Consider the following 12,864-nt stretch of genomic DNA (forward strand, 5'->3'; position numbering starts at 1 on the left):
CATTTTTATTAAAAATATTTATCTTTTTGATATTCTACAAGTGGAGCAATTTTTGAACTCAATTCTTGACGTTCATGTAGTAGCATCAATGTGACTAGCTTACCATTAATGCTGCTGGTGTCTTGTAAATAATCAATTTTATGTTTTTGTAATTTTATAAAATTTGTCATTTTAAAATCTACAACACTGGAAACAATGCTCTTTTTTGTGACTTTTAAGTGCTTTTTCAGATTTGCTAAGTAATAAAATGGTGTGTGTTCAAGTAAACTAGTAACATCAAAGTAATATTTTTTTGGTTTCTCTGATTTTTGTTTGAGCACCGGTTTGCTTTCACTAACATTTATTTTTAAGTGTTTCCCCTTGTTTTCTAAATCTAAAAAACTGAAATTAGCATAATTTTCATTTCTTAATAAAATGATTTTTTGTTTAGCTCTGGTTATTCCAACATAAAATAAATCCAAAGGTTGATTGACAGCAGTTTTATCAATTTCAAAATAATCTTCATCAAATCCATAAAGTATAACAAGGTCTTTTTCTCTCCCCTTTGTACCATGAATTGTTGAAACTTCCAACTTATTTTGTTTTAAGTCATCTCTTTTACTCGAACCAACTTCATTTATATGGATTAAAATTTTTTTATAGTCACTTAAGTAATTGTACAATTTTTTGATTGCCTCTGAATTTGTGGAGTTGGCAATTATAATTGAGTTTTCAACTTCAAATTCATTAATTTGCTCTGCTAAATAATTTTTGATTGCATATGACTCATAGGGATTAAATGAAATGTATTCTACTTTATGCTTGCTAGATTTTTTTGCTGTGATTTTAAAACTATTGTTAAAATAGTTTAAGTTTAAAAACTTGGCAATATTTTTAGTAATTCTAAAACTTGTGGTCAATTTTAAATGCTTTCACTTGTACTTTGAGGGAAAAATTTTACTGGCAAGTGACAAATATCGAGCATCTGAGCCTTGGTATTCATACAAAGTTTGTTTTTCGTCGCCAAGTACTATTAACTTTAAATCTTGATTAATGTCTTTGATGAATTTTTTAATCAAGTGAAAGCGAACACAATTCATGTCTTGAACTTCATCCAGAATCAAATAATCTAATTTTGAACTAGTTGTTCATTTTTGAATTGGAGTATCTGCTTGGAGAACTTCTAAGATTTTTTCATCTGTAAGAGCATCATCTTGATAATATTTTTTACAAAGTGAATGATAATTTTGAACATCTAAGTTTTTCAAACCACTTTTGATAGCCTTTTCTAATATCTCAGCTTTTAAATCTCGATTATAAGTCACTATCATAAATTTTTTGTCTGAATAATACTTTGCTATCTCAAATGCAGTGCTCGTTTTCCCACTACCGGCAACTGCTTGAATCACTAAATTGTAATTTGCTGCACTTTCAATTATTTTCTTTTGTTGATCTGTTAAAATTATTGACATAATTTCTCCTATTTTCAAAGTAAAATTCTATACCTATATTTTATCAACTATTTTTAAATAATATTACTTTATTGTAAACACTTATAAATTTAACTATTTTTAAGCTTTTTATTAAATTAACTGAAATTTAAATTTTTTATTAGCATAGAGATAATTTAATAAAATCAAGTTTTCTTTAGAGACTTTAGCAACTAAATTTTTCTTTTTGTCATAGGGAATTTTTTTTGTAACAATTTGTAATTCATTCTTATACAATCCTGCAGCATTATTACCTATCAATACATCACCAATTTCAAAAAAATCCTTGCTCTTTAAAACCCTAGCTTTATTTTCTAGATTTATGTATTTTACTCTTGGTTGAGTTGAGCGAATGAAAAATTCATTTGTATCTGAGCGATTAAAATGAACATTGTTAAAAATAATTTCCTTTTCCACTTCACTAATTTCTTTGACAGTTTCGATATCTAATTGAATTATATATGGATCTAATTTTGAAATCTTTTTGATTTCAGAAATTGCTGCAGGAGCATTTGCAAAGATGAGATCATCAACCAAACTAGTGGCTCACACAACTTGAGTCTGAGTTGCTGCTGAAAGTTCTCGACAAACTTCAAGAGTTGGAGTTCCATCATTTATCAATCAAGGACCAGCTGAACTTTTATTTTCAGATGACAAGTAACTTGTAGTTTTAATTCTGTTCATTCAAAAATTTATTGATGTATTTTGAAATTGCTTTAAACTCATCCCTGTAAATTTTTGGGGATAAAAATTTTGACACCCTCACAAATTTGATAATTTTGGTTGATAGAATAAAATTGTTTCTAAAACTTTATCATCATTGCTCATTTGAATTTCAATTTTAATGTCATACTCATTGTAAGTAAGGTCTGCAATAATTTTTGGACTAGGTATAACATCAAACCTAATGACATCAATTCCTAGTTTATTAAAAAAACTTAAATCATAATTTTTAATTTCTAAAATGTAAAAAGTTTTTTGTGTTGTGTCCACTGTGATTTCATATCCTAATTTCTTAGCAATAGCAAAACATTTTTTATACATTGTCAAAAGCTATTCTTTATTATTTGAAAACATATTTATTTGTAAAAATGTTGCATATAACCTTTCCACACCAAATGTTTTTGCCATTTTAAGGTACTCAATTGTTTTATCAATCCCCATTTTTTCAGGATAAATTGCAATACCAATTCTTTTTTTCATAATTACCTCCTAAATTTTTTGATAAACTATTTTTATATTTAAATTAAAAAAATCAAGTCAAAATTTGACTTGATTAAATTTTAGTCTTTGAATAAATCAATTACTGCTTCTGCAAGATCTACTGTTGTTTGTGCATTGAGCATTTGATCTTCAGCATGCATTAATAATAATTTAAATTCAATTTTTTCTCCCAAAGCTTCCTTTTGAATTATTTCAAAATGTTCTTTAGAAGCTACAATCAAATGCTCTTTTGCCTCTTTTAATAAAGCATTTGCTTTTTCAAATTCTTTTACTTTTGTTTCTTTTAATGCTTGAATGGCATTGGATTTTGCCACACCTGAATTGATGATAATTTCCATTGAAATTTTTTCATAATCGAGCATTTTATTTTCCTCCTTAAAAACTTTAGACATTCTTTATTTTTTTCTCAATCAATGTTTTGATATTACTTGTGGATTCTAAAATTATTTTTGCTTGTGTTAAATCAACTTCAAACAAAAGCATCACTACTGTTAAACGAACATCTCTGGTTTCTTTTAAAATCTTTTCAATTTTTAAACTATCTAATTCATTAGTGATTAACTGAACAATATTAACTGCCCGATAAAATAATTTTTCATTGCTAATTCTTACATCAATCATTAAGTTTCCATAAGTTTTTCCTTTTTTAATCATCAATGTTGTTGAGATCATATTTAAAACTAATTTTGTAGCAGTCCCTGCCTTTAATCTTGTAGATCCTGAAATTACTTCTGGACCAGAATTAATTTCAATAACATCATCTGCAAACTCTCTGAATTTTGAACATTTAGACATACTCAACCCAATTGCATAGGCATTTTTACTTTTGGCATATTTTAAAGCTCCAATTGAGTAAGGTGTTCTACCTGAAGCACCAATTGCAATTACAGTATCTTTTGGTGTTAAGTTATAGTCTTTTAAATCTAATTCTGCTTGATTTTCATCATCTTCAGCTGCCTCAACTGGTTTTCTTAAAGCACTTTCACCTCCAGCAATTATCCCAATGATTTCATCATGAGAATTAAATGTTGGTAACATTTCTGAAGCATCAAGTACTCCAAGTCTTCCTGATGTCCCAGCCCCCAGATAAAAAACTCTGCCTCCAGTTTTAAAATTCTTCTGGATCTTTTCAATGATTGCGGCAATATTTTTTATTTCAGCTTTGACTGCACAAGCCACATTGGTGTCTTCGTCATTTATTAATTCTAAAATATTTATTATTGGCATTTGGTCAATATTTGTTGTTTTATCGTTAATTTGTTCAGTGGAAATTTTGTTTATATCTGCTTGTTTCATATTTTCCCCTCAAATAGCTTGATTCTAGTATTTTTTAATGTTTACAATTTAATTTTTATTAGTATACTAAGTTGAAACTGTAAATTTCTTTGATTACAATTAAGCATCTTTAAATTCATTATTTAAAATAATGCTGCTCCATCATCCCCATTGTGAAATTTTCTCTGTCTCTTGTTAGAAAAAGTGTTGTAAACATACCCGACATAGACTCCAAAAGTCATGGCAACAATTGTATTTGTTCAAATGTTTATTCCAATAAGTAGGTATAAGAGCAAACAGATTAAGATTTCTAAGACAATTCCGCAAGCTGCAAATAGTGTTAGTCTACTGCCAGCTTTGTATTTTAAAAATTTATGAAAGATTAATGTGTAAATTAAGAAAGTAATTAATCCTGCTCCAATGGCAATGGCATATCCAATTTCTTCGCTCATTAATTTATCAGCTCCATTTTTTTCAGATAAAACTCATCTTGTAGTTCGGCACGAACTTGTCAATATTTATTTTTTAATTCTAAAATTTCCATTTTTATATTTTCAACCTGTTGTTTGTCTTGTTGTGATTTTAAAAGTTGATTCTTAGTTTCAAGATCTGTTTTAAAACCATTAACAATTTTAAGTTTATCTTCTTTGTATGTTGAATTTAATTGTGCAAAAGCAGATTTGAATTCAGCTTTTTGAGTTTTAATTTTATTTTTTTCTGCTTCAAAGTTTGATTGTTTTAAAATATTTTGGTTCTCTTTGTACTGTAATTTTGCTTGAATTTTTTCTTCTTTGGCTTGTTTAATTAGCTCATGATTTAATGATTTTTTACTAAAAACTGTGTACCAAACACTTTGAACAAAGTTATATGGTTCAAAAGCACTTTGATCATTTGCTAATAATTTTTCTTCTTTTAAAATTTGTTTGTCATAAGCAATTAAGAATGGTGCATAAACCACTGTGGAAACAATAATTGTGGAAACTGCAGGTACCCATCCAAATGGATTTACCCCACTTGATAACACAGCCCCAATTGGTCCAGGTAAAGTTCATGGAGCTAAAGCAACTCATTGAATTGCAAAGATTTTAACTCATAAAGCATTAACTAAAATTGCAATTTGGGGTACAAAAATAAATGGTAAGATTAAGTATAAGTTCAACATAATTGGCATTCCAAAAATTACTGGTTCATTAATGTTGAAAATACCTGGAATTGCACTTGTTTTGGCAATTGATTTTACTTGTTTTGATTTTGCTAAAAGTAAGGCTGCAATAATTAATCCTAATGTAGCACCACTACCTCCAACTCAAACCCCTCATTGCATAAATTGTTCTGGATATCTGTAAGGAATTTCAGATCCATTTAAGAAAGCGTCAGCATTTGCTTCAATAGCTTGAGTTCAAAATGGTCTCATAATTGAACCCACTAAACTAGCTCCACTTAGTCCAAAAATCCAAAAGAAAGTAATTAGCAAGGCAATCACCATTGTTCCTCCAAGGGTGTCATTTAACACAGATTGTAATGGTGAAAGGATTTTTCCCATATCATTGATAAAGTCAAATCCAACAATAAATCTTAATGTCATAACAATTAGTGCATAAATTGCTAGTGGGATTAAAATAATAAATGAATTAGCAACAGCTGCTGGCACTTGTCTTGGCATTCTTAAAGTAATATTGTATTTTTTACATAATCTGTAAAATTCAAAAATTAATATTCCTGAAATAATTGCTACAAACAATCCATTTGAACCTAAGGCTCCAATTTTGATTGTGTTTGTGGCCACATCAACTCCAACTCACATCATAAATCCAATTAATGATAGAACTCCTGAAGTGGTTGGATCCATTTTATATGATTTTGCTAATTCTGATCCAATACAAAATGAAGTAACAACTGCAAGTAGCCCCATAGTCATTCTGTAAACTTGTAAAAAAGCTGTATTTAATTTTGCTGGCATAATACTTCCCAAAGTGTCTCCATCTTTAAGACCTATTGGGAAATTTAATAAAATTAAGAATAAGGCACCAATAATAATTAGTGGAATGTTAGCAACAACAGCATTTCTAATAGCCACCAAGTGTCTTTGATTGGCAAAGCGATTCATTTTAGGAACCACACTGTTGTTAATGTAACCATTCATTACTCTTTGTTTGTTTTTTGAAATCTCAACTTGAAGTTGATCTTTTTGAGAATTATTTAAATCTGATTTCATTTTTCTCCTTTTTTATATGTAAAATTTTAATAATTTATAATTGTTTAATAATCTACATAGCCATTTTGCTGTAAAAAATTAGCTTATGAAACTATTACTGGTTTAAAACTTTAATAACCTCGTCTCATAATTCCTTAGCTTTATTTGGGTAATATAAATTTGGTGGAATTTGTAAACTAACAATTTGTTTTTCATCACAAATTTTTTTGATTTCAGGATAGCGAAATCTAATTTGAGGTGAAACTAAGATGACAGCATAACTGTCAAATTCATCTGGATTAAATCCCCCGGCAGCAATTCCCATGGCACTTCATTTATACCCTTCTTTAATTGAAAAGTTATCTAAGGCCTGGGCTACTGCAGTTGATGAAAATCCACCTGAACAACAAAGTAAAGCTTTTTTCATATCTATGTCTCCTTTCGCTATTATAATAATTTATTTATTTGCAACAATGTAAAAAACCATTGATTCTATAACCAATTTTAAAAAACGAAACTAGTTTCAACTAATAGGAATTTGAAAATATTATTTTTTGATACTTTTCTGGATCTGATTCATAAATACACAGTGATAATTTTAAAATTACATAAAAAATTGTGATTCGAGCTTCAATGGAAATAACTCTTGCTAAACCTTCTTTACTATCAATTCTTAACACCAAATCTGAGAGTTCAAACAAATCGCTATCATAATTTCGAGTGATTGCCATGATTTTCACTTCATTTTTATGAGCAGATTTAACTATTTTTAATACCTCTTTGGTGTTTCCTGTATATGAAATTGCAATTATTAAGTCATTTTGATTTAATTTTTTTGAATAAACATATGAATAATGTTGATCAGTTTCAAAAAAAACATCAAAACCAAATCGCAATAGTCGATTGCGCAGTTCAAGAGCTGCTGGAACATTTCCTCCAATTGAAACAATCATAATTTTTTGGGAATTTTTAATTAATTGAGTTGCCTGGTCATAATCAGTTGCAGACACTAAATTATCAGTGCTTTCTAAAGAAGCAATGACATTTTTATTTAAATTGGAACTTAATTTTTCATCGTTGTCAATATTGTTAAGTTCATTCATTAAAATGAACTTAAATTCTCGAAACCCCTCTCACCCATTTTGCTTGAAATAGCGAGTAATGGTTGATTTACTTACAAAACATTTGGCAGCAATTTCATTTATCTCTAAACTTTTACTCTTTAAATTATCAAAAATATAATCTATAAATGGTTCTTCAGCTTTTTTTTGTAATAAAAATTGGTATGCACTTTTTTTCACAAGTTTTCTCCTTTACGAAAAATTAAATCCCAAAACTAGTTTTATTTTATTAAATTACTTGCAACTATTCAACTAAAAACCCTTAACAATTTATTTTATATTAAGATTTTTTCAATAGAAAGGACTGATATTATCAGAAAACTAGGAATTGCAGTTTATCCAGAAAAAATGGATCTGGAAGACATGAAAAAATATATAACAACAGCAAAAGCCAACAATTTCAAAATAGTTTGAACAGCACTTTTACAGCTAGATGAACATGAACTTGCTAGCAAAACTGGGACAATTCAAAAATATAAAGAAATCTTAAAGTTTTCAAAAGAAAATGATATGATTAACATCATTGATGTCAATCAAAGAATTTTAAATGCTATTAATTTTGATGGTGATTTTAAATTTTTTGCTGAATTAAATATTGATGTTGTCAGATTTGACTCACCAATGAGTCCACAACAATTAGCAAACTTAACCTTTAATGATTATGGCATTAAAATTGAGTTAAACATGGATAACAATGATTATCTGTTAGATGAAACTTTACATTATGGAGGAATTAAGGATAACATTTTAGGAAGTCATAACTTTTATCCACAAAAATATTGTGGAATAAGTAAGGCCTTTTATCAAACAACTTCTAAAAAATTTAAAAATCTCGGTATTGAAACAAGTGCTTTTGTTTCAACAAAAAATCCAAAAAGGATTGCCAACTGAGATGTTGACGATTTTTGTTGCACTTTAGAAGATCTTAGGGGCTTAAATTTAATTTCTCAAGTCAATTACTTATGGAGCAGTAACTTAACAGATAATGTTATCATTTGTAATGCTTATGCCTCTAATAAAGAATTAGAAGCACTAGGAAAATTAAATCCCTACTATGTTAATTTACAAGTTGTTCTGCAAACAAATATTTCCGACATTGAAAAGACAATCATTTTTGATGAAGAACATTTTCGAAGAGCAGACATTAACCCCTATTTTATTCGATCAACCCAAAGCAGAGTTAAGTATAAAAGCAAAGCCTTTCCACCCAACCAGACAAAACAAAGTTATGAAATTGGAGATGTTTTGATTGGAAATGATGATTTCTCACTTTACAAAGGTGAATTGCAGTTAGCAATTGCTAAATCAGAAGCTGATGCTCGTAAAAACTTAGTTGCTCAAGTAATTGTTGATGACTTACTTTCTCTTGAAAACATCAATTCATACACAAAGTTTAAATTTATTTTGGCTGATGAAATGCATTAGTTTAATGTCGGGAACATCACTTGATGGCATTGATGGTTTATTATGTGATGTTACTTTTGAAAACAATAATTTTAAAATTAAAGAATTAGACTTTGTAAATATTGAATATCCTAAAAAATTAAAAGAGAAATTGTTAAAAAATATAAATGTTTTAACTAGTAGAGTTGATGAAATTTGTGAACTGAACTTTGAACTTGCAAATCTTGCTACTGAACTAGTGACAATTATTTTACAAAAAAGTAAACTAAGTTCTCAACAAATTGATTATATTGCAATGCATGGTCAAACAATGTACCATATTCCACCAAACAATCAATTCAATCAAACTCCTTCAACTTTACAAATTGCAGATCCTTGTGTGGTATCTACAAAAACTAAAATTAAAGTAGTCAATAATTTTCGAAGTGCAGATATTGCTAATGGCGGTCAAGGTGCACCACTTGTTCCAATTGCTGATCATTTCTTATTTAGAGATAAAAATAAACTAAGAATTATGGTAAATATTGGGGGCATTTCAAACTTTTCAGTCCTTGATCCAAATCTAAGCTATTGCTTTGGTTATGATGTTGGTCCCGGAAATGTTCTTATTGACTTAATTGCAAATCAATATCTTCAACTAGAATTTGACCCTGGAGGTCAAAATGCAGCAAAAGGAACTCTTGATGAAAAGGTTTTTAAAAAAATTATTGAACATGACTTTTTTCAACAGGCTGCTCCTAAATCTACAGGGAGAGAACTATTTAATTTAGAATTTATTAATCAATATTTTGATTTAAAATCTCAAAAAGTTGTAGATATCTTAAACACTTGTACACAAGTCACGGCAGCCGTGATTGCAACTGAAGCACTTAAATTTTATAACACTAAATTTCAATGCGAATTAATTATTTGTGGTGGAGGTGCTTATAATGCTTTCTTAGTCAAACAAATCGAAGAAAGATTAAATAACAAGTTTATTGTAAAAACTCTTGAAGAAATTGGTTTTAATGCAAAATCAAAAGAATGTGTAGCTTTTGCTATTCTTGGCTATTTATCAATAAATGATATTAAAATTAATATCAAAAAAACTACTGGTGGAATTGGAGCTGTAGTGTTAGGTTCAATTTCTAAAAATTATTAATTGTCTAATTTGTAAACAAAAAGACCTACTAAGTAGGTCTTTTTAATTTGACTATTGTCCATAATATGAATCTTTACCATGCTTGCGAAAATAATGCTTATCAAGTAATTCTTGTTTGACATTATTTTTATAACCATTTAACAAATAAGATTGAAAAGTCATTTGCCCAACCGTTTCTAACACTTTGGCATATTCAACAGCTTTATATGGTGATTCTCCAAAAGTAAATGGTCCATGATTATTAACTAGAATGGCCGGCATTGCTTGAGGATCAAGATTTCTTTCTGCAAAAGTCGCTGCAATCAAAACTCCTGTTTCATATTCATAGTTATCTTTAATTTTTTGCATATCAAGGTGTTTTGTACAAGGTACTGGGCCATAAAAATTATCAGCATGAGTAGTACCTTGGGCTGGTAAATCAACCCCAGCCTGACACCAAGAAGTTGCATAGATTGAATGAGTGTGACAAATACCTTGTAAAAAGCGATATTTGTTATACAAGTAAATATGAGTGGGAGCATCTGTTGAAGGTTTTAATTTACCTTCAACCACTTGATAGTTTAGATCCATCACAACCATATCTGCTGGAGTCAGTTTTTCATAACTTACCCCGCTTGGTTTTATTACCATTAAGCCTGATTCTCAATCCATTCCTGAAACATTACCTCAAGTAAAAGTCACTAAATTTAGTTTTTCTAAGAGCATGTTTGCTTCATAAACTTCTTGTTTTAACTTTTCTAACACAGTTCTCACCCTGCCTTTTCAAACAAATTCAAAACATAGTTTTTGGCTTTTTTTAATCTTTCTACAGGTCTGTCAAAATCTTCATACCAAGCTTCAATGACAAAACTACCTTGATAACCTGCACTCTTTAAATACTCAAAGATTTTTAAGAAATCTACACATCCTGCCCCAAATTCAACATTTTTAAATTTACCTGGAAAAGAATTAGTAACTGGCAAAGTATCTTTAATGTGTAGTGCCACAGTGTCATGAAAACCACTTGATAACTCACTTAAATAAGTTTGTTGATGTCATGCTGCTAAATTCCCTAAATCTGGGTAAACGCTCAATCAAGGAGAAGGACAGGCTTTTTTAACTGCTAAATACTTGGTTAAAGAATTAATGAATTCATCATCCATAATTTCAATTGATAAACCTACAGCATAGCGATTTGCCATTTGTAACCCTGCTTGAAGATTTTCTAAAAATCAAGCTTGGGTCTCTGCATCTTTTGCTTCATAATAAACATCATAACCTGCTAGTTGAATTATTCGCACATTCAACTTAAATGCCAATTGAATACATTTTTCTAAAAGTTGTAGTGATTTTTGACGAGTTGCAAGGTCATGACTACCCATTGGGTAGCGACGTTGTCCTGAAAAACAGATTGAGCGGATAAAGACTTGATGTTTTTGAGAAAGTTTTAAAATCTCTTGGATTTGCTCCTCACTTCAATCTAATCTTTGCAAACGAGTATCACTTTCATCAATTGACATTTCAATAAAGTCAAACCCCAGTTGAGCTGCAGTTTTAAATTTTTCAGCTCAATTCTCACCTGGAGGCAAAGCTTTTTCATAAACCCCTAAAAAATTCTGAGGGAAATTACGCATTTTCTCATTTCCTTGCTAATTGTTTTTGAAAACTTTCAGCTGCTTGTTGGGGATCTGCTGCATCTCGAATTGAACGCCCAGCAATAATAATATAAATTGGTAAGTGTTTAAACAGATCTAAGTCTGCTTCAGTGATACCCCCAGTGATAGTAACTTTAAAGCCCATATCACAAAGTTTAGTAATTTTGGTAATATCTGCTGCTCCTCACCCGACTCCAGCTGCTTGAGCATCTCTTGAACGGTGGTAAACCACTTGTTCAATTCCAGCAGCTTTTCAAGCTGCTGCTTGTTGAAAATCTCAAGTTCCAGTTAATTCAATTTGTACATCTCCTTGATAAGTTTTTGCAACTTCCAGTGCACCAGTGACTGTTGGTAAATCAGCACAACAAATCACAGTTGTTAGATGAGCACCCACTTCAAAGAACATTTTTGAGACAATTTGTCCAGCATCAGCAATTTTTGCGTCTGCTAAAATGATTTTATTTGGATACTTATCTTTAATAATTTTGACAGCAATTTTGCCTTCAGCCAGCAGTAAGATTGTCCCAATCTCAATGATATCAACCTTTTCTCCAACACTAGCTAGAGTTTTTAAAGCATCTGGTAATGATAAATTATCTAAAGCTACCTGTAATAATGGTTTTTTCATGTTTTAACCTCCTTTATTTTAGATACTTAAAGTAATCAATTGCTTTTATAATTTGAATAATTTCATCAACGGATTGAGCTTGGGCACATTTTTCAACAACTTCTTGATTTTCAAAGATTGCTACAATTTGGGGTAAAGCAACTTCTAGGTGAACTTCACTATTTTTAGCTGCAAACCCAATTAAGACTGAAACTTTATGAGTGTCAAAGTAAACTGGTTCTTTTAAGGTTAGTAAACTAAATCCATCTCCCAATGCTCCTGCTTTTGAATCAGCATGAGGCATAGCAAGGTTTGGACAAATTAAGTAGTAAGGACCATGAGCATTGGTGTTATCAATGACCCCTTGAACATAACTTGGTTTAACTATTTGGTTTTTTATTAATGGTTCAAAACAAAGTTGGACTGCAGCAATTCAATCTTTACAAGTTTGTTGCACCACAATTGATGCATTTGCAATTAATGATTGTAAAAAATCTAATTGTGCCATTATATGTTAAATGCTTGTTTTAATCCAATTTCAATTTGAGCTTCGTCCATTAAGTTTTCTAAACCAACCACAAAAGCAGAACAGTCATCTAAATCTTCTTCTAAGTAAGTTGAACATAACACCACATCATAGTTATCTGCAATCCCTTTGGCTTCACCAATTGAAGAGGTATCAACTTTACCATCAATGCCTAATTTTTCTAAAACTTTTTCAACTTTTATCTTGATCATCAGCGAACTGCCCATTCCATTACCGCAAGCACATAATATTTTTTTCATATTTTTCAC

At 29.9% G+C, this 12,864-nt stretch carries 15 protein-coding genes and 1 pseudogene; 2 read left to right on the forward strand and 14 right to left on the reverse strand.

The window, feature by feature from the left end:
* Nucleotides 1-8: 8 nt before the first annotated feature.
* The 9 genes and pseudogenes from SCLAR_RS04645 to SCLAR_RS04680 all read right to left on the reverse strand — a co-directional run bounded on the left by SCLAR_RS04645 (nt 9) and on the right by SCLAR_RS04680 (nt 7,463).
* Complete coding sequence (locus SCLAR_RS04645; RefSeq protein ID WP_100254767.1) at nt 9-1,451, reverse strand: UvrD-helicase domain-containing protein; 1,443 nt, start codon at nt 1,449-1,451, stop codon at nt 9-11.
* A 111-nt stretch (nt 1,452-1,562) separates the two neighbouring features.
* Nucleotides 1,563-1,967 carry a phospho-sugar glycosidase domain-containing protein gene (locus SCLAR_RS07235; protein WP_280521815.1) on the reverse strand — a complete coding sequence of 135 codons (405 nt, stop codon included), beginning with the start codon at nt 1,965-1,967 and terminating at the stop codon, nt 1,563-1,565.
* Nucleotides 1,953-2,672, reverse strand: a pseudogene (locus SCLAR_RS07240) (MupG family TIM beta-alpha barrel fold protein); the annotation flags it as partial. The gene SCLAR_RS07235 and the pseudogene SCLAR_RS07240, both read right to left, overlap by 15 nt.
* An 80-nt stretch (nt 2,673-2,752) precedes the next feature.
* Nucleotides 2,753-3,055, reverse strand: coding sequence for a PTS sugar transporter subunit IIA (locus tag SCLAR_RS04655; protein ID WP_100254769.1), 303 nt, complete (start codon nt 3,053-3,055; stop codon nt 2,753-2,755).
* A 22-nt stretch (nt 3,056-3,077) separates the two neighbouring features.
* Nucleotides 3,078-3,989, reverse strand: a complete 912-nt coding sequence (gene murQ / locus SCLAR_RS04660; RefSeq protein WP_100254770.1) for an N-acetylmuramic acid 6-phosphate etherase — start codon at nt 3,987-3,989, stop codon at nt 3,078-3,080.
* Nucleotides 3,990-4,111: 122 nt separating this feature from the next.
* Nucleotides 4,112-4,420 (reverse strand): hypothetical protein, encoded by a 309-nt coding sequence (locus SCLAR_RS04665; RefSeq protein ID WP_100254771.1) that lies wholly within the window; start codon nt 4,418-4,420, stop codon nt 4,112-4,114.
* Nucleotides 4,420-6,183 carry a PTS sugar transporter subunit IIC gene (locus SCLAR_RS04670; protein ID WP_100254772.1) on the reverse strand — a complete coding sequence of 588 codons (1,764 nt, stop codon included), beginning with the start codon at nt 6,181-6,183 and terminating at the stop codon, nt 4,420-4,422. Before SCLAR_RS04670 ends, SCLAR_RS04665 begins: the two co-directional genes overlap by 1 nt.
* 94 nt (nt 6,184-6,277) lie before the next feature.
* A complete protein-coding gene (locus SCLAR_RS04675; protein ID WP_100254773.1) occupies nt 6,278-6,589 on the reverse strand; it encodes a PTS sugar transporter subunit IIB in 312 nt (103 codons plus the stop codon).
* A 100-nt stretch (nt 6,590-6,689) separates the two neighbouring features.
* The gene (locus tag SCLAR_RS04680) at nt 6,690-7,463 is read right to left on the reverse strand and encodes a MurR/RpiR family transcriptional regulator (protein ID WP_100254774.1); all 774 of its coding nucleotides are present in this window, start codon (nt 7,461-7,463) and stop codon (nt 6,690-6,692) included.
* Between the two features lie 147 nt (nt 7,464-7,610).
* Here SCLAR_RS04680 and SCLAR_RS04685 point away from each other — a divergent pair, with 147 nt between their 5' ends.
* Both SCLAR_RS04685 and SCLAR_RS04690 read left to right on the forward strand, forming a co-directional pair.
* Complete coding sequence (locus SCLAR_RS04685; RefSeq protein WP_257789203.1) at nt 7,611-8,708, forward strand: MupG family TIM beta-alpha barrel fold protein; 1,098 nt, start codon at nt 7,611-7,613, stop codon at nt 8,706-8,708.
* The gene (locus SCLAR_RS04690; protein WP_169921855.1) at nt 8,695-9,828 is read left to right on the forward strand and encodes an anhydro-N-acetylmuramic acid kinase; all 1,134 of its coding nucleotides are present in this window, start codon (nt 8,695-8,697) and stop codon (nt 9,826-9,828) included. Before SCLAR_RS04685 ends, SCLAR_RS04690 begins: the two co-directional genes overlap by 14 nt.
* Nucleotides 9,829-9,879: 51 nt before the next feature.
* Here the strand turns inward: SCLAR_RS04690 and araD are convergent, their stop codons facing one another.
* Genes araD through SCLAR_RS04715 form a run of 5 tightly spaced genes read right to left on the reverse strand, consistent with a single transcriptional unit; the run spans nt 9,880 to nt 12,855 of the window.
* Nucleotides 9,880-10,572, reverse strand: coding sequence for an L-ribulose-5-phosphate 4-epimerase AraD (gene araD, locus SCLAR_RS04695; protein ID WP_100254777.1), 693 nt, complete (start codon nt 10,570-10,572; stop codon nt 9,880-9,882).
* Nucleotides 10,566-11,441 (reverse strand): L-ribulose-5-phosphate 3-epimerase, encoded by an 876-nt coding sequence (locus tag SCLAR_RS04700; protein WP_100254778.1) that lies wholly within the window; start codon nt 11,439-11,441, stop codon nt 10,566-10,568. Before SCLAR_RS04700 ends, araD begins: the two co-directional genes overlap by 7 nt.
* Nucleotides 11,434-12,090: a 3-keto-L-gulonate-6-phosphate decarboxylase UlaD gene (locus SCLAR_RS04705; RefSeq protein WP_100254779.1), complete on the reverse strand. Its 657-nt coding sequence runs from the start codon at nt 12,088-12,090 to the stop codon at nt 11,434-11,436. The genes SCLAR_RS04700 and SCLAR_RS04705 overlap by 8 nt, the downstream gene beginning before the upstream one ends.
* A gap of 13 nt (nt 12,091-12,103) precedes the next feature.
* Nucleotides 12,104-12,577, reverse strand: coding sequence for a PTS sugar transporter subunit IIA (locus SCLAR_RS04710; RefSeq protein WP_100254780.1), 474 nt, complete (start codon nt 12,575-12,577; stop codon nt 12,104-12,106).
* Nucleotides 12,577-12,855: a PTS sugar transporter subunit IIB gene (locus tag SCLAR_RS04715; protein ID WP_100254781.1), complete on the reverse strand. Its 279-nt coding sequence runs from the start codon at nt 12,853-12,855 to the stop codon at nt 12,577-12,579. Before SCLAR_RS04715 ends, SCLAR_RS04710 begins: the two co-directional genes overlap by 1 nt.
* Between the last annotated feature and the right edge of the window lie 9 nt (nt 12,856-12,864).

This window comes from Spiroplasma clarkii (assembly GCF_002795265.1).
Classification (GTDB): Bacteria; Bacillota_I; Bacilli_A; order Mycoplasmatales; family Mycoplasmataceae; genus Spiroplasma_A; species Spiroplasma_A clarkii.